Annotated in this window: 8 protein-coding genes and 1 pseudogene; 1 reads left to right on the top strand and 8 read right to left on the bottom strand. The window is 67.2% G+C overall.

Features of this window, described 5'->3' with window-relative positions; translation table 11 throughout:
• Positions 1-105: 105 nt before the first annotated feature.
• The 7 genes from ACWV17_RS10620 to ACWV17_RS10590 form a co-directional block, all read right to left on the bottom strand.
• The gene (locus ACWV17_RS10620; protein WP_455359431.1) at positions 106-594 is read right to left on the bottom strand and encodes a hypothetical protein; all 489 of its coding nucleotides are present in this window, start codon (positions 592-594) and stop codon (positions 106-108) included.
• 1,498 nt (positions 595-2,092) lie between these two features.
• Positions 2,093-8,503, bottom strand: a complete 6,411-nt coding sequence (locus ACWV17_RS10615; RefSeq protein WP_455359430.1) for an RHS repeat-associated core domain-containing protein — start codon at positions 8,501-8,503, stop codon at positions 2,093-2,095.
• 250 nt (positions 8,504-8,753) lie between these two features.
• Entirely contained in the window at positions 8,754-12,236 is a 3,483-nt protein-coding gene (locus tag ACWV17_RS10610; RefSeq protein WP_455359429.1) for a LamG-like jellyroll fold domain-containing protein, read from the bottom strand.
• Between the two features lie 451 nt (positions 12,237-12,687).
• Positions 12,688-13,629: a 3-oxoacyl-ACP reductase gene (locus ACWV17_RS10605; RefSeq protein WP_455359428.1), complete on the bottom strand. Its 942-nt coding sequence runs from the start codon at positions 13,627-13,629 to the stop codon at positions 12,688-12,690.
• 10 nt (positions 13,630-13,639) lie between these two features.
• Positions 13,640-14,716 carry a Zn-dependent alcohol dehydrogenase gene (locus ACWV17_RS10600; RefSeq protein ID WP_455359427.1) on the bottom strand — a complete coding sequence of 359 codons (1,077 nt, stop codon included), beginning with the start codon at positions 14,714-14,716 and terminating at the stop codon, positions 13,640-13,642.
• Positions 14,717-14,768: 52 nt separating this feature from the next.
• Positions 14,769-15,623 (bottom strand): MaoC/PaaZ C-terminal domain-containing protein, encoded by an 855-nt coding sequence (locus ACWV17_RS10595; RefSeq protein WP_455359426.1) that lies wholly within the window; start codon positions 15,621-15,623, stop codon positions 14,769-14,771.
• 211 nt (positions 15,624-15,834) lie between these two features.
• Positions 15,835-16,083, bottom strand: coding sequence for a hypothetical protein (locus ACWV17_RS10590; RefSeq protein ID WP_455356090.1), 249 nt, complete (start codon positions 16,081-16,083; stop codon positions 15,835-15,837).
• 50 nt (positions 16,084-16,133) lie between these two features.
• Here ACWV17_RS10590 and ACWV17_RS10585 point away from each other — a divergent pair.
• Positions 16,134-16,559 (top strand): annotated as a pseudogene (locus tag ACWV17_RS10585) (response regulator); the annotation flags it as partial.
• A 58-nt stretch (positions 16,560-16,617) separates the two neighbouring features.
• On the opposite strand, the gene ACWV17_RS10580 reads toward ACWV17_RS10585, so the two are convergent.
• Positions 16,618-18,045 (bottom strand): MFS transporter, encoded by a 1,428-nt coding sequence (locus ACWV17_RS10580; protein ID WP_455359425.1) that lies wholly within the window; start codon positions 18,043-18,045, stop codon positions 16,618-16,620.
• Positions 18,046-18,103: the final 58 nt, after the last annotated feature.

Genomic DNA, 18,103 nt, shown 5'->3' with positions numbered 1-18,103 from the left:
GTGGAGTCAACTTGGAAGACTCGGCAGATCGAAGGAATTCTACCAGGCCAATGAGGCTGCACCCCTCTGAGATCATCTGCCGAACTTCAGCCACGAATGCTTCCGCTAGAAGCCGTCGCAACCGTTAGCCGTGCCGGATCCCGGAGTTTTTGCGACTGTCATTACACCCCCTGATGCGGATTCGATTAGAACACCATCCGACGCGGAATGGATCCATACGCCGAGGCCACTGGCGAGCAGGTGTTTCGATTTAGCGAGAATCAGGTCGAAAGGTGCAGCCAGTGATGGGATTACGACGTTATCCCACAGTACAACAAGCCGGGAACCAGGCGACATGTGCCGTCGAAGCAGATCCCTAAAGACGAGCACTTCATCCTGCTCATCTTCAAAGATCTCTTGCTCCAGAAATGGAGCACTCTCCCAATTGACCCGTCCTTCAGAATCTCTGGCAAGCCAGCCCAGGGCGGATTGCTCCGCCTGAACATTCTCCTCCCAGTTTAGCAGCACGACTTGGCCGCGCTCCTCTTGAGTCATGTCGCCCAGTAGGGGCGAGAGCCGCTCAGGATGAGTGCCGTAAAAATCTGTCATCGCCATGCGTTCCCCTTCAAGAGATTCAACATGTCACCCTCAGTCCCCTTCCACGGAACGGCATGCCGCCAACCGGTCGCCCCTTTCCAACCATGACGTTAATGTGCGGACCATTCTTGGCGCCATAATCCAATCCAAGCTGCTTATACACGCCGTTGACGTTGGTCTCGAACCCGACGACCTTGCCGTAGACTTTGGAAGACGCCAGCTTACTAAAATAAGGGGTTCGACTTAACGAGTCAATTGGACCAAGAAGCTCTAGAGCCTTGTTTCTCGCCTGCAGAGTGCCCGTAAGTCAGACGTTCTTGGGGGCATAGCCCTTGACAGACGTGGAACTTGATCAGCGCTAGCCGCATTTTCGCCTGCGCGGCAATTGCCGTATCAGGGTCGCGCTGCTGGCGGGCAAGGCAGTCAAACCCGTAGCGTCCGCAGTGTTCCTCCACCCCTCGAAGGAAACTCGGACGTGAATACTTCCGCCTGGTCCCAACTGTCGGGAACGATTACGCCCGGGGTGTGCGCTGCGTGCGCAAAGCTCATTACGCACACGCGGGTCGTCCGCCGGCCCGCACCCACTGTCCGCCCGGCCGCATCGGAACCGGCGCAGCGGACGGAGCCCGGTGCGCGGGCCAGGCAGCGTGTTTCCGGCGCCGTCCGCCCCGGCCGCGGTGGCGGTCGGCTTCTCCTCCCCCACTCCCACAGGTGGGGACGAGACGCCGCGCCGTGTACCTGGCCTGGCCCGGCGCGGCCAGCGGCGCTCGCCAGGGCGCGGACAACGTAGCCGCCACCTTCACCGTGCCCCGGGCCTCATCCTGATGCCCCGAATCCCTGTACACGCGGCACACATCCCGCGGACCGCGACCGTATGCTCCACAGCCTCCACCACGCCCGCCACCTGCCGCGTGGGAAGAGCAGTGAGCGTTGGAAGTGGCATGGGGCGGGACGTTGACCGGACCCCGGTGCCCAGCTGCACCAGGTGGGCGTGATGTTCGCCTTCAACGGCCGGGCAGCCCCGGCAACGAGGATCCTGACGACCCACCCCCTCGGCAGTTGTCCGCTGACGTTGCCGTCACCGTTGCAGTCAAACGCCCTGGAGGCCCGGTCGGAATCCTCCGTCCGGACCTCCAGGCTTTTGCGTGAGCAGAGTGCTACGCCTACTCCATTCGGCTGAGCCATCGCTGACATACGTCAACGGTGATCGGCTCGAACAGTTCAGGACTCGACACCTCGAAGAGGAATTGAGTCAGCAAATCGACATCCACTTCATCGATCTCGACACGCTCCAGCATGTGAACTGCCCCGGCCCACCGCGGCAAATCAAGAATGTCTACTTCTCTGGAAATGCACCGCTGAAGAACCTCCCTTACAGCATCACGATCCAGGCGTACGGAAGGCCCCTCGCGTCGATCACATCGGTTGGCGCCGTCGATTAGCCGATCCAGCGAAGATTCCCATCGAATCAAACTGGTCAGAGCCTGGCAAGCATCCGACTCCACGGTCCTCACCCTCACTTGAACTTGATGTGCGCGATGCTGCCGCCAGGAAGGAAAGTCGTCTTGTAAGACAACTCTGTGACCCCTTCGGCATCCACCCGCTTCCGATACACCGCGTACGACCCGGGAACCCTTCCAGGGACCTTGTAGCTGAACTCCGCAGCGCCTTCAGGGAGGCGAATGATCTGCGGAATCTGGGCATCCCCAGGACTCCCCTTCATGAAACGGGTGAGGTTCTTACGCAACGCTGGCGACAGGTCATCGACCCCGGCAGCAGCAGCAACCTTTTCGCCTCGTGTCAGGTCTGTGCCGCCGGATCGCGGTCCCGGCTTCGATCCCAGGCCTCCGCCGCCCTTCCCGACTCCGAATGCGGCAGCTCCGAGCGCTCCTGCGGAAAGAGCTTCCGGAAGGGTGGAAACGTTCTCGGGGCATTGTCCTTGGCAGACATGGAACATGATGAGTGCGAGCCGCAGCTTGGCCTGCGCGACAATTGATGTATCGGGATCTTGCTGCTGGCGGGCAAGGCAGTCAAAGCCGTAGCGTCCGCAGTGCTCCTCTACCCCGCGGAGGAACTTGTCCGTAAATACTTCCGCCCCGTCCCACGTGTCGGGAACTATTACGCCCGGGTAGATCTCCGTGTAGCCGTCGCAATCGCCGTAGCAGCCGGGAGGCGTGTCGTCCGGACCGTCGCTGGCGACGGGAGCCCTTCCGGGTGTGGTGTTCTTCCCCGGTGTTCCGTCCGGCTTCGTTCCGCGGGTTGGGCAGTCGACTTCCGCACACATTCCGCTGGGGTCGCTGGTGGTTACCGGAGTGTTGTTGGCGTAGCTGTAGCCGTTGAGTGACTGTGCGCTGTGCGTGGCAAGGACCGGGTCGACGCTTATGAATTGACCGGTGGTGGGGTCGTATTCGCGGGCGCCGATGTGGGTGAGGCCGGTGGTGGTGTCTGCCGGCTTGCCGAGGAAGCTCTTGTCGTCGGGCCAGGCGCCGGTGGGGGTGCCGCGGAGACTGCCGAAGGGAGTGGTGTGCCGCTTGGTGATCGCTTGGGTGCTGCTGTCGAGAGCGAGGCTGGAGGTGCCGTGCCGGTCTGCCGCGAGGAAGGAAACCTTGGCGGTGCCGGATTCATTTGTGCGGATAGCCAGAACGGAGTCAGCGACCGTGTAGTAGCGGTTGGCCCATTTCTTTCCGGCCTTGAGGTGGACTTCCGTGGTCCCTGTGTAGAGGACCGTCTCGCCGCCGATGTCGCGTCGGATGAGCAGTTCACCGTCGGCGTCGTAGATGTAGTTGGTGCTGGCGGTGCCTTCGGTGAGCTTGCTGAGAGCGCCCTCGGGGTTCCAGCTGAGTGTCTGGCTGGTGGTGCCGCCAGCATTTTCGACGCGCTGGATGGTGTTGCCGGTGCTGTCGTACTTGTACTGGTCGGCAACGCCGGTGCAGCTGGCTGTTTTGGTGGTGGCGGCCAGTGCGTGGGGGCGTGCCTGGTTATAGCAGTAGGTGGTGGTGGTCGTAGTGGTGTCGTGCTTGGTTTCAGTCGCGCGCTGGCCGGCGGTGTTGTAGGTGTAGCTGGTCCAGTAGGGGGCCGGGCCGTCGATGTTGCTGGTGGTGCGGCCGGTGACCGTGCAGTCGGCCGTGCGGGGGGTCCAGGCTTCGGTCAGGCGGCGTTGGCCGTCGTAGGTGAAGCACTGGTAGTCGGGCTTAGTGGTGCCGCCGAGGGTGGCCGGGTCTTGGATGGAGGTGACATTGCCGGCTTGGTCGTAGGTGTAGTTGAGGTCCTGCGGCATCCAGGGGTGGGTTTCGTCAGTGACGAAGGACCGTGTGAGACGGCCAGTTCCCTGCTCGTACCGGTTATTGAGGTAGGCCTTCTTGACCCCTGCAGCCGTGGACGTGCCCAGCGTCATCTGCTGGGCTTCCCCGAGAGCCGAGTAAGAGACACCCAGGAGGTAGCCGCTGATGCCGGTCAGCCCGACGGGCAGTCCGTAGGCGTTGTAGTCGGTTCCGATGATCTCAGAGGGAAGGCCGCCGGCGGCGGGTTCCTTGATGTTGTTGACCGTGCCATCCAGCCGGTAGGCCGTGCCGTAGGTGCTGGTGGCGGTGACTGCGCCGGCCGTGACGAGCGGGTCGTCGCTCGGCAGGATCAGGTCGGTGCTGGTGGCTCGGCCCAAGGAGTCGTAGGCGGTGACCTTCTTGGTGTAGGCCTTGCCCGTAGTGCCGCCTTCGAAGCGGGTCGAGGTGTCGGGCAGGCCCTTCAGGATGCTGTCGAAGGTCCAGACGGCCAGTTTGTTCGCATCCGTCTTGGAGGACTTCCACTGGCCGGTCTTTCGGCCCAGCTCGTCGTATGCGTAGAGCAGCGTGTTGTTGTTCGAGTCCTGGTTCGAGTTCTTGGTGGTCGCGATCTGGTCGAGCGCCGTGTACGTGGTGCTGGCGGTTCCCTTGTCAGGGTCGCTCGCGGTGATCTGACGGCCGAAGAGGTCGTAGGTGTAAGACCACTTGGCGCCGTCGGGACCGGTCACCTCGGACGGCTTCCCGTCGCGCGTGTAGGTGTGGCTGACGCTGGTGTACGCGGTTCCAAGGGTGGCGCCGTATGCGGTGTCGTTCGGCGTGGCGCCGCTGTAGGTGCGGGTCTGCGTGGTGCGGCCTAGGGCGTCGGTGATGGTGCGGGTGGCTGTACCGCCCTGGAGGGCGGACGTGGCGACGGAGTCACCGGTGTAGGAAGTGGTGGTCTCCCACTTCTCCTGGCCGAAGATCAGCAGCTTCGACGTGGTGGCTCGGCCAGCGCCGTCAAAGGCCGTTTGCGTCTGCTCGGGTGCCTCGCCGTACTCGGCGCGGGTGTAGATGCCGTTCGGGGCCGTGGTGTCGTCGAAGATGTCGGCGAACGTCTCGTAGGCCAGGCCACGGGAGTCGTAGCGGGTGTCGGTCAGGATCCGGCCGCCGAGCGGTGACGGGAACTGCCCTTGGAGGGGGCGCAGCAGTGCGTCGAGGATGGTGAAGCTGGTCTGGTAGGTGGTGCCGTCTGCTTTGAGGGTGGCCACCGAGGTCCAGGGCGGTGCGGTGCGGGTGACGGAGTACTCGTACTTTGCGTTGGGGGTGTCGACGCCGGGAACACGATTGGGCAGCCAGGTGCCGGTGATGCGGCCCAGTGCGTCGTAGTTGTGCTCGGTCTTCTTCAGGTTGGCATCGAGGGTGCGCTTGGTGAGCCCGCGGGTCGGGTCGAGGTAGGTGTAGGCCTTGTGTTGCTGACCGTTGGCAGCAAGCTGGGGGCTGCTGACGATGGTGGAGGTCAGTGGCCCCTTGTCAGCCGGCGTGTAACTGGTCGACGTGACCTTGCCCTCGGCGTTGGTGACAGTCAGGGGCCGGCCGAGTTTGCTGGTCGCTGTGTCGTAGGTGGTCTTGGCGACAGTTTGCCAACCGGTGGTGGCGGACGGGTTGCGGTCGGCGGTGCCGAGGGCGGCCGGGTAGGCCTGGGCGCGGCCGCTCCAGGTGGGCAGGCCCAGGGTAGGTGACTGGGAGATGCTCCAACCGGTGGCGGCGGTGTTGTCGTAGACGACCGCCGTATCAGCCAGGACGTCGCCGCGGGTCGCCGAGGACACGGGCAGGTTCAGCTTGTCATCCGTGATGACGTTGCCAGCGGTGTCCTTGCAGGCACTAGCGACGATCCGAGTGCGGGAGACCAGATTGGTCAGGCCCTTGGCGTCGTTGCGGGCGTACCAGGTGCGGGCGCAGGTCTCATCGCCGGTCTTGTTGGAGTCGCCGGCAGCGCTGACCTGAGTGGTCATGCCGTAGTCGTCGTAGACGTTGTCGGTGTAGCTGCGACGCCAGGCCGCGGTTGCGGTCAGATACGTGTAGTTGGAGGTCCGGGCGGTGCGCACGAAGTGCGCCTTGGTGTTGGCGTAGGACTTCTGCTGGCTGGCGGTCTCCTTGCTCCAGCTGTCGCTGACCGTCGTGGAGATCGGTGTAGAGCCGTTGTACGTGATCTGCTGGCGCTCGAATCCGGCGTACGGGTCGAGGTCGTTGACGTCACCGACATCCAGGCCGGGCAGGTCGATGCCCCTGACGACGGCGGCGCGTGTGGTGGTCGTGCCCTTGAGCTTGTCGCCGTGCATGCCCTGCATGAACAGCTTGACCGTCTTGGACTGGGTGTGGGCGGTGTCGCCGGTGTAGCTGGTGACCTTGCCGTACCCGCGCCAGTTCGACCACGTCCGTTCCTTGTCGGGAGTGAACGGGTCGTCGTTGTAGTGCCAGCCTGGGCTCTCGTAGGTGTAGGAGTTCTCGACGGGTTCGTTCTGGCCGGCCGGGTCGGTGGTGGTAACGGTGGCGACGTTGTACTTGTGGAACCAGTCCAGCTCCGGGGTGTCGCCGCCGTTGGGGGCCCAGTAGAGCGGGTAGCAGGACAGGGCGTTGTTGTCCTCGGCGGCGGGCATCTTGCTGCCGCGGACGCATTGCGGGGCGGACAGGGTCACGGTGGTGATCGCGCCGGTCTCGGAGGTGACAGTGTTCAGGCGGGGCCGGTGCAGCGGCAGGATGTCGTCGGCCGGAGCGTCGACCCGGTTGGGCTTCATGTGGTAGGTGAAGTCGACCGGCGGCAACGTGATCGGAGTGCCGGGCTTACCGGTGCGCTGCAGGGACTTCAGCACCAGGGTCTGGTCGGAGCTGTTGCCGATGTCGCCACCGTCGAGGTACTCCTGGATGAGCTTGTAGGAGTCGACTGCGACATAGGCGTCGGGCTCGGCAGCCGTGGACCACACGGAGGTGTCGATGCCGGTCAGGCGCTTGCGGGAGAAGAATGTAGGCCCCTTGGCGAGGCAGTCGGTCTCGGAGGCGGTGCAGATGGCGTCCAGCGGGACGTCGGGCCAGTTGTCTGCGGTGTCCTCGTTGAGGGAGGAGCAGTCGGCGGCCGTGCACCGTTCGACGTAGCTGAAGTTCACCTTGCCCGAGGGGGTGCCGGTGAAGAGGGTGTCCGCGCGCTGTCCGTAGCGGATCTCGTTCAGGTAGCCGCCGCGGGTGTAGGGAGCGAGTGCGGTCTTGTCGCCGTTCTTGGCGTAGTGGTTCGACTCGGCGGTGTACCAGTAGGTGGAAGCGTTGCCGTGGACGTCCTGGACCAGGTCGAGGTTCCAGCGCCAGGCTTGTGTCTCGGACCGGTCGGCGAATGTGCTGCCCTTGGTGTAGCCGGGCTCGCCGGAGTCGTCACCGAAGACGGGCACCGTCCACACCGAGTTGGTGCGCTGGGTGTCGGCGCCGGGGAGCTGGTTGAGGCCGAAGGTGTAGGTGGTGCCGTCGCCGGTGACGACCTTCCAGTGCTCGCCGTTGCCGTCGCCGTTGGAAGCGCCGGTGGCAAGAGTGACCTGGGAGGCGTCGTCGTTCTTTAGACGCCACTTACCGGTCGTGTCGTCCTTGACGAGTTCGCTGGCTTTGCCGTTCAGGACGAGGGAGGCGTTCTCGTACTTCCAGCACTGGTCGAACTTGTCGCTCTGGCCGTCGTCGTCGCAGGAGCCGTACTTGCGCTCGATGTACGAGGACGTGAGGTTGAAGCCTTCGCCAACCTGGGAGCTCTGGTTGTTGGTGTTTGCGGTGCGTCCGTCGATGCTGCCGGTGTCGTAGGACAGGGCCAGCGACGGCACCGGGCCAGCGGCGGCCGGTGGCACGGTCAGCGGGTAGGACCAAGTGAACGATCCCGAGGAGGCGCCAGCCTCCCAGGTGGAAGACGACGACAGAGGGGTGGCCTTGAAGTCACCCGCGCCGTTGCCGGAGGTGGTGGTTGTGGCTGCCAGCGCCATCACCATCGGAGCACCGCTGCTGGTGGAGCGGCTGCCGCCCGAGGCCGCGGGGGCGAGGGTGACGGGAGCGCTCACCGTCTGCTTGCCGAGGTCGTTGGTGGAGGGAACCGGAGTCGCGGTGCGGCAGGCGGCCTTCTGCGGCGTGGTCGTCACACAGGCAGGCAGGCGCACCAGGCCCAGACGCGTGGACCAGTTACCGCCCACAGCCGAGGCGAACGAGCTGTAGTCGACCGCTATCTTGGCCTTGCCGGGCTGGTCGGTGGCGGCGGTGAACAGCACGCCGGTGATGCCGGCCTTCCGGGCGGTCTTCTGGTCGAGCACGTTCACGCTGGCCTTGCCGGCGGCCGCGGCAACTGCGCCACGCGACTTCCTGTCCGGTTTGGCCACCGTGACGCTGACCACCGAGCCGGCGGTCTGCTTGGCTGACACGTCCCGGGCCGACTTCGATGCTGTGGGCCAGGAGGCACGGCGCTCGCTGCGAGCGCGCTCGGCTTGGGCCTGATTGGTCTTCTTGTTCTTCGCGACCTGGGCCAGGGCTTTCTTGCCGCCCAGGCTCGTGATCGCCTTCACCTTGCTGACGCGGGGCTTGGGAACGTCTGTCCGGCCCAGCGGGTCGGCAGCAGTAGCGATGGGCGGGTCGGCAGCGGCAGCGATGGGCACGAGTGCGCCGGGGACTGACAGAGCCAGGACCAGAGCCCCGATCAGCGGAACGCGATATCGACGGGCGCCAGCTCGGCTTGGCCCGTCGCCTCCTGGCGCGGGAGTTCTGGCAATGCGGAAGGATCTTGACACCCGGGGTCACTCCATGGGGGATACAGCCGCCGAGAGTCGGCAGCAGAAGAATGGCGGTAGAGAGTGCCCGGCCGGAGACACAGGCGTGGCTCCGGCCGGGCTTGCGTTCAAGGGGTGTTCAGGTACCGACAACGCTTTGGACTTGGGCGTCGCTGCTGAGCGCGCCGGCCCACAGGCGGATGTCGCTGATCCTGCCGGGCAGGTAATTGCCCCAGGCACCCGCGAGGTAGCCCTTGCCGACAGCGAACTCCCCGCTGCCGACAGCCGCGGTATAGGCGAGGTCTTCACCCTGCCGGTCTGCGGTCAGGTGCAGGCTGATCGTCCTGGCCTGGGCGTCATAGATTCCGGTCAGGCGCGTCTCGGAGTCCATGAGGGCGTTCTCGTTGCTGACCACCGATGCACCGGTGCCGTCCGCGGTCAGGCGACCGAAGTGCCAGCGGCCCAGCTGGACCGTCTTGGTGACGAACTCGCCGTTGTCATCCGTGACCGGATCGCCGTTCGCATCCCGCACCGGTTCCTGCGCAGTGCCGGTCTTCTCGAACCACAGGCTCCAGGACGAATCCGTCGCGGTCTTCTGCCCGAGTATCTGCGCCTTGTAGCCGACCGGCTTGGACGCAAGCCCTGCGGAGTCGACCAGCGCCTCCGTGGTCACCGTGAAAGAGCCGGAGTCGTCCACCACAGGGCCCGGCGTCGTACCCGCACCGGTGGTGCCGTCGAGTACGACATTCTCGCCGTTGAGTGAGGCTCCCGAAGACAGCGTCAGGGTGCGACTGTAGCCGGAGGAGTCAGTCAGTGAGGTTCCCTGCTTACCCGCCGGATTCCAGCCCGCCACGAGCTCGACGAACGCATTCCCAGCCTTGTCGAGCAGCGCCATCTCCTGCTCGACCTGAATGTCGTTCAAGGCGCCTTGCCACACACCCACCTCGTCGATCACACCGGCGAAGTAGTCGGTGTAGAGGCCCTTGTGCTTCGCCCGCCCGATCTGCAGCGCTCCGGTCGCCGACCACGTGCTGGTGAGGGTGTCACTGCCCTGGCTGTTCCCGTTGACGTAGAGCGTCATCGTGTTCTTCTCGGCGTCAACGACTGCGGTGAGGTGAGTCCAGACGCCGGTCGTGGCGGGGGCCTTGGCGTTGACGCGCTGGTTGTCCAGGGACGTCGACGCCGAATCGGCATCGGCCAGGCGGACGCACCAGGTCCCGACGGTTTCGCAGTAGCCGAGGTAGAACGGGCTGTTCTGAGCACCGTCCTGCCCCAGAACCGTGTAATTGCGGCCCTTCTTCTCCAGCCGGACCCAGGCCGTCACGGTGTAGGAGGCACGCGTGTCGAGGACCTGTCCTGCCGTCGCGGCGTTCGCAGCCGTACCGTCCAGTTTGAGCCCCGAGTCGACGCGCCTTTCTTCAGGCGTGGTCCCCGTGGCCGCCTTGGCCACGAATTCGCCGCGGCGTCCCTGATCCGTGCGCATGGCACCGCCAGCCAGAGTGGCGTTGTCCTGCAGCGTGGCATCGGTGGTTGAGGAGTCCACGGCCGCCCCGGACGTCTCATCGAAACTCCACCGTCCGATGGGCCCGTCACCCTCCTTGACCACGAACTCGACGATGCTGGTGGCGCCCCACCGGCCCACGGAATCCTTCGCCTTGACGGACAGATGCATGGTGCCGGATGTGGGAGGTACCGGGTTGATCGTCACTGTCGCGCCGGACTTCTCCGTCCAGATGCTGCCGCCCGTCGACAGCTGGTACCGGTACGCCACATTCGTATCCCCGGCGGCCGGACTCACCGTGAACGAGCCAGTCAGTCCGGGCTTGCCGCCAGGGACACAGTCGTTTGTTGTGCACGGTGTGTACGGAGCAGAGGCATTGAAGGTGATATTGGGAGCCTTCGGCGCGAGCGAGTCGACGCTGAAGTAGCAGGGAGCGGTGTAGCCGGTGTTCAGGAAGTTGATCCCGTTGTCGTAGTACGACAGCGTCAGGGCTTTGAGCCGGTACTTCACGCCCTCTTGAAGAGTGGGAAGGGGCTTGCTCTGCGGTACGAGATTGCCCACGGTGGCGCTTGTGACGTCTGTGTGGGCTGTCACCCAGGCCGTGCCGTCCCAGCGGTCAGTGCGCCAGCGGATGCGTAGTTTCGCTTCGGGTGAGCCGCCCGAGACGGTGAGCGGTGTGCCGGTCACCTGAGGAGTCGGGTCACTCACCACCGACGGAGCAGCGGAATTCGTTGAACATACTGGCTTCGTGCTGGTGACGAAGCCGACGTCCCTGGGCAGTGCGGGGATTCCGACATAGGTCACGCTGAGTACGGCGTCGTCGTCGAACCGCTTCCACGAGATCGTGTCCGTCTCGTCCTTGGCCATCAGCATCAGCGTCAGACGAGCGATGCCGCCGGTGGCGAAGCTCCGGACCGTCGCGGTCAGATTCTCATCCGTCTCGTCCGGATTGTCGTTGAACTCGATAGGAGCGCGTGGCTGAGAGGGGGAGCAGTGGCTGCCCCGTCCCGCCGAGACGTGCCGATCACCCATCTGGTCGAGCTTGGCCGGTCCCGGCCACTTCGAGGCCGAAGAGATGTTGTTGGTGCGTTCCAGGTCGACCCAGCGGGCGTCGCAGGAGAACGACCATGTCTCGGTCACCCGGAACGTCGCGTCCAGCACGTGCTTGCCCTTGAGCTGGTCCGGCGCGAACTCGAAGTACATGCGGTTCACATAGCCGTTGCCGCAGTAGTAGGAGACGCCCCCGATCACAGCTGAGCCGCACTTTCCGACGCTCATTCCGTTGGAGCCGCCGGAGAAGTTGTAGAAGACGTCACCGTCGGAGGACAGCACCGTACGTTCCGACTCGTTCAACTCCCACGTCGGATCGATGTAGACGGGGTAGTCGGCCGGCTCCGTCTGGGCCAGCAGCTCAGTATCCGGGGTAACTGTCACTGAGTCTGCGTCAACGGCAACATCCAGCACCGCGGACTCGTCCCCCGCTCCTGGACCGGCGAGCGGATCGCCCTCTTCAGGCGGCGCTACCGGAACAGGGTTCTCAGCGGGCGAAGCAGGATCCACCGGCGACAGAGCACCGATCTGCGCGCTCGGGCCGGATCCGCGGTCGGAGGAGCTGTCCGCCTGCGGTGTCGTATCGCCGGCTGAGTTCCACATCTGCGCAGCGGGCGCGCGGAAGACGACCTGGCCATTGGCGTCGTACGTCTCAACGCCGCCGGCCACACTCTCCTTGACGGTCAGGCCTTCGGCCTCCATCGCGAACTCAAGGCGCTTGAGCTCAGGATTGGCTGCCGCCTTGGGGGTCTGGACCTCGAGGACCTGCCGGTAGCCCTCCACCGTTGCCGTCATGATCAGGTCAACATCGGGCAGGATGTCTTCGTACACAGCCCGCGGCCCGTCCAGACGCGGAGCAGGCAGACGGCCCGGCCAGCCCAGCGACACCGACCGGCCGTCCTCAGCGATCGTCACGAGATCCGAACCCGTACCACCGGCTGAGAACGTCACATCGACCGTGGCGGCCTTCGGCCCGATGGAGCCGTCCGCACGCCGCTCGAGTGTGGCGTCCGGGGCCGTCCAGCCACCACCTGGCGCTTCCACCCGCACCGGAACGATCGACTTCTCCATGGTGAACGTCTCACCGTCGGGATTGGCGAAAACCGTCTCCCGCTCGGTGCGTTCACCGGCAACTTCGACGCGTTCTCCAGCAGCCTCAGCCCGTTGCAGGGCCTCCTGCCCCTCGGACAGCTCAGGTTCAGACGCCTCTGCACCGGCCCGCGCCAGTGCAGAGGCTCCATCCGTGAACGGCGGAAGTACCGCTGCGACAACGGCAGCAGCGACTGCGGCTACCCCAAATCTGCGGCGCGCACGACGCCACACCCCACCATTCACAAGCCCGCCCCAGGTCTTACATGGCCCCTACATAAGTGGGCCAAATATGGGTCCCGGTCATGAGCGAGTCAACAGTGATCAACATCACATCTGCGGCATGAATACGCAGATCAGCGGCTATATCGACCGACACTGCTCTGGGGTGGGTGCCGTATCAGGTCCTCCGACTTCCGTGGAGCGCCGAGCACTAGCCGTGCTTCAGGGTCAGGACCTCCGGTGCCGCGAAGGTCTCGGCCGGGGGCCGGGCCTCGTAGTACGGGGTGAGCAGCTCGTCCAGCTCCCCGTACGTGAAGGCCTCCTTCGCCGTGTCGAACTTCGCGGCCACGCGGGGGCGTTCCATGACGGCCACGATCCCGCCGTGGACCACGAAGAGCTGGCCGGTTGCCCGGGACGCGGCCGGGGAGGCCAGGTAGCCGACCAGGGGCGAGACGTGCTCCGGTGCGAGTGGGTCGAGCTTGTCCTCGTCCGGGACGGCGAAGCTCTGGAAGACGTCCTCGGTCATCCGGGTGCGGGCGCGCGGGCAGATCGCGTTGGCCGTCACGCCGTACTTGGCGAGCGCCAGCGCCGTCGACGTGGTGAGGCCGACGATGCCGCCCTTGGCCGCCGCGTAGTTGGGCTGGCCGGCGGACCCGGCGAGGAAGGCCTCCGAGGAGGTGTTGACGATGCGGCCGTAGACCGGACCGCCGGCCGCCTTGGAGCGTTCGCGCCAGTGGGCGGAGGCGAAGTGGGTGGTGTTGAAGTGGCCCTTGAGGTGGACGTGGATCACCGAGTCCCACTCGTCCTCGGACATCGAGAAGATCATGCGGTCACGGAGGATGCCCGCGTTGTTGACCAGGATGTCCAGTTTGCCGAAGTGGGAGACGGCCGTTTCGACGAGTTCGCGGGCCTGGCCGAAGTCGGCCACGTCCCCGAGGTGGGCCACGGCCTGCCCGCCCGCCGCCCGGATCTCGGCGGCCACCTCCTCGGCCGGCGCGGCCGAGGGCTCGCCCGAGCCGTCCCGCCCCGGCCGGCCGAAGTCGTTGACCACGACGCTCGCGCCGAGGCGGGCGAGTTCGATCGCCTCGGCGCGCCCGAGGCCGCGGCCCGCGCCGGTGACGACGGCGGACAGGCCGTCAAGTGGCAGTGACATCAAAGTCCCCTCAGATCTCGATGCAGGTGCGGAGCGCCTCGCCCGTGCGCATCTGGTCGAGGGCGTCGTTGATCTCGGCGAGCTGCACCCGGTGGGTGATCAGCCCCTCCAGGTCGATCCGGCCCGCCCGCCAGAGGGCGATGGCCCGCTCGTACGACGTGAGCACGTCGCCGCCCCCGTACATCGACGGCAGAATCCGCTTCTCGTCGAAGAACAGCTCGAACATGCTGAGCTGGAGGAAGTCGTCCAGGGCGCCCGCGCCGACGACGCAGAGGGTGCCGCCGCGCCGGGTCGTCTCGTACGCCGTCCGCGCGGTTGCGGACTTGCCGACGACCTCGAAGACGTAGTCGAAGCCCTCGCCGGCGGTGAACCGCTGCTTGGCGTCGGGGAGTTCGTCCGGCGCGACGGCCTCGGTGGCCCCGAACCTCAGGGCCGCCTCGCGCCGCGAGGCCACCGGGTCGACGGCGACGATCTGGGCCGCGCCCTTGAGCCGCGCGCCCTGGATGGCGGAGATCCCGACACCACCGCAGCCGATGACGGCGACGGACGAACCGGTGGACACGTCGGCGGTGTTGACCGCCGCGCCGAGGCCGGTCGTGACCCCGCAGCCGATGAGTGCCGCGATGTCGAACGGCACGTCGTCGGGTATCGGTACCGCGCAGCCCGCGTCCACGACGACCTCCTCGGTGAAGGTGCCGGTGCCGGCGAAGCCGAACACATCCCCTCCGGGGCGCCTGAAGTTGGGGGTGCCGGCGTTCATGAAGCCGGCCAGGCAGAGGTGCGTCTGGCCGCGCTTGCAGGCGGGACACCGGCCGCATGCGGGCAGCCAGCACAGCAGCACCCGGTCGCCGGGCTGGACGCTCGTCACGCCGTCGCCGACGTCGACGACCTCGCCCGCGCCTTCGTGGCCGGGGATGAAGGGCGCGGGCTGCGGCAGCACGCCGTTCATCGCCGAGACGTCCGAATGGCAGAGGCCGGTGGCCCGGACGCGGATCCTCACCTTGCCGGGGCCGAAGCCCACCGCCTCGACGTCGTCGAGTATCTCGAGCTTGTCCTGGCCGATCTCGTGCAGTACGGCTGCGCGCACGGTGCGGCTCCCTTCGATGGGTACGGGTCGATGGGTACGGGCTGCGTGCTTGCTAGACGTGCTCGACGACCGTGTCGGCGAGGACCGGCGCGTCGTCCCGCTCTACGGCGGTGACCGACACCTGGACGCGGCCCGGCGACCGCCACATCCGGATGCGCAGGGTCTCGCCGGGGAAGACGACTCCGGCGAAGCGGGTGGTGTACGAGCGGACGCGGGAGACATCGCCGTCCAGGGCCGTGTCGACCACGGCCTTCAGCGTCATGCCGTACGTGCAGAGTCCGTGCAGGATCGGTCGGTCGAAGCCGGCGAGCTTGGCGAACTCGGGGTCGGCGTGCAGCGGGTTCCAGTCGCCGGAGAGCCGGTACAGCAGCGCCTGGTCCTCCCGGATCGGCTGGTCCACGGTCCTGTCCGGTTCGCGGGCGGGCAGTTCGAGCCGGCCGGCCGGGCCGCGCTCGCCGCCGAACCCGCCCTCGCCGCGTACGAAGATCTGGGCGTCGCTGGTCCACAGCGGGCCGTCGCCGTCGGCGACCTCGGAGCGCAGGACGAGGACGGCGGCCTTGCCCTTGTCGTACACCGCCTGGACCCGGGAGGTCGCGACGGCCGTGCCGCGGACGGGGATCGGCCGGTGCAGCTCGATGCTCTGGCCGCCGTGCAGTACGGAGGCCAGGTCGACGTCGACGCCGGGGGCGGAGAGGCCGCCGGCCAGGGCCATGCCGCTGCCCGCGACGGTGGCGAAGCTGGGCAGCACGTGCAGCCTGGACTCGAGGGTGTAGCGGAGTTCACCGGGGTCGGTCGCGGGCACGCCCGCGCCGAGGCCCAGGTGGTAGAGCTGGATGTCCTTGTGATCCCAGCTGATCTCGCTGGAGCGGGGTTCGGCCGCCACGGCCCTTGCGGCATCGATCGGCATGAGGATGCTGCTCCTTGACGGGAGGCGGGTGGAAAGACCTCGGTGCGGCCGTCCGCACCGTCGGCCGCACCGAGGTCGTCGGGGACCGGCCCGCCGCGCCCGTTCTAGAACGCGTTCTAGGCCGATGGCCCCTATGTATAACGCACCCCGCAGTACATGTGAAGACTGCTGACGTGACGTCAGATGTGCTGGGTCCGGGCCCGTTCCGGGGCTATTCGATGGCGTTCACCAGGCCGAGGACGGGGGCCGCCGGTTCGGCGACCTGCTTCACCTGGCCGAGCTGTCCGAGCTGGCGGATCTGGCCGAGCTGGCTCATGACATCGAGCTGCTCCTCGGCGGACTGGCTGCTGGGGCCGGCGTGCGGGCCGGGGTGGTGGTGGGCACTGGCGGCGGGGGCGGCGAGGGCCGAAGCCCCGGCGGCGAGGGCGACGGCGGCGAGAATCCGGTGTGTCTTCGTCATGCCTGGTCAACGGCCGGGCGGACGGGCGGTCACGGTCCTACGCTTGACCTGTGAACGAGATGCCCCGGGAATACCGGCCGGCGAAGTGTGTACGCGTCCTCCTCGCCGAGGATCAGTGCGCGCACGGCGCTCTGGCGCTGCTGCTCGGCCTGGAGGCGGACATCGAGGTCGTGGCGCAGGTCTCCGCCGGGGACGAGGTCGTGGCGGCCGCGCTCCGCGTCCGTCCCGATGTGGCGCTGCTGGACCTCGGCCTGCCGGTGCGCGGCGGACTCGACGTCGCCGCGGATCTGCGGGAGGAGGTCCCGGACTGCCGGGTACTGATCCTGGCCACGTCGGGCCGGCCCGGATATCTGCGCCGCGCCCTGGACGCGGGCGCCGCGGGCTTTCTGGTCAAGGACGGCCCGGTCCAGGAGCTGGCCGCCGCGATCCGCCGGGTGCTGACCGGTGAGACGGTCATCGACCCGGCCCTGGCCGCGCCCCCGGACCGCGCCCTGTGACCGCGCCCGCGAGCGTCCCCACGCGCCGGACAGGAACCTAGCTCCGTTCCGCGGTGCCGCGGGGCAGCCACACCAGCATCAGCAGCACGCATCCGATCAGTACGAGTCCGCCGGTACGGAACGCCAGCGCGTAGCCGGCGGTCAGGGACTCCGGGGCCGCCGCGCCGCCCGTCCGCGACGCCGCGACCGTCGACAGCACCGCGAGGCCGAGCGCACCGCCCATCGTCCGCGAGGTGTTGATCAGCCCGGAGACGAGGCCCGCGTCGCCCGGCGCCGCGCCCGCCGTGGCCAGCGCCGCGAGCGGCGTGGCGGCCAGGCCGCCGCCGAACATCATGAGGAGCCCGGGGCCGAGGACCGCCGTGAGGTACGTGCCATCGGCGCCCATCGTGGACTGCCAGCCGAACCCGGCCGTGGCCACCAGCGTGCCGATGAGGGCGAGGTTCCGCGCGCCGGTGCGTGCCATCAGGCGGGGCGCGAGCTTGGAGCCGAGTACGACGGCCAGTGAGCTGGGAATCAGCGCCAGGCCCGCCCCGAGCGGGGTGTAGCCGAGCACGTTCTGCGCGTACAGCGTCATGAAGTACCACATGCAGAACATCGCCGAACCGCATCCGAACATCGCCGCGTTGGCCGCCGACACCGTCCGTACCCGGAACACCTTCAGCGGCATCAGCGGCACCTTCGTCCGCGCCTCCACCGCCACGAAGACGCCGAGCAGGGCGAGTCCGGCGAGCAGGGGCAGCAGGGTTGCGGCCGCCGTCCAGCCCTCGGCCTCGGTCTGTGCGATGCCGTACGCGAAGACCGCGAGCCCGCCGGTGACCAGTACCGCGCCCGGCAGGTCGATCCGCCGCCGGCCGCCGGCGCGGCTCTCCGCGAGCCACAGCGCCGCGCAGACCAGGACGACCGCGCCGACGGGCACATTGATCAGCAGCACCCAGCGCCACGACAGCAGTTCGGTCAGCGCCCCGCCGACGAGCCCGCCGGCCGCGCCGCCGCCCGCGCCGACCGCCGTCCAGGTCCCGATGGCCCGCGCCCGCGCGGGGCCCTCCGGTACGGCCGAGGTGAGCAGCGTGAGCGTCGCCGGGGCCACGACGGCCGCGCCGAGGCCCTGCGCCGCGCGGGCGGCGAGCAACTGCCAGCCCTCCTGCGCGAGTCCGCCCGCGAGCGAGGCGGCGGTGAACAGCCCGAGACCGATGAGGAACATCCGCTTGCGGCCGTAGATGTCGGCGGCCCGTCCGCCGAGCAGCAGGAAGCCGGCGAAGGCGATCGAGTACGCGTTGACGACCCACTGGAGCCCCAGGTCGCCGAGCCCGAGTCCGGTGCGCATGGACGGCAGGGCGACGTTCACCACGGAGATGTCGAGTACGACGAGGAACTGCCCGGCACACGCGGCGAGGACCACCGCCCAGGTGCGGACGGGGGGCGCGGCAACGTCGGGGGTGCGGGTGTCGGGCGGGGTCTGGACCATGGCCGCCATGCTCGCAGGTGTTGCGTGCCCCGTACATCGGTTTGTCGTCGCACAGGAA

The sequence above is a fragment of the Streptomyces mabaensis genome, assembly GCF_053763515.1.
The sequence above is the reverse complement of the archived record's forward strand: the minus strand, read 5'-3'. Positions and strand labels throughout refer to the sequence as shown.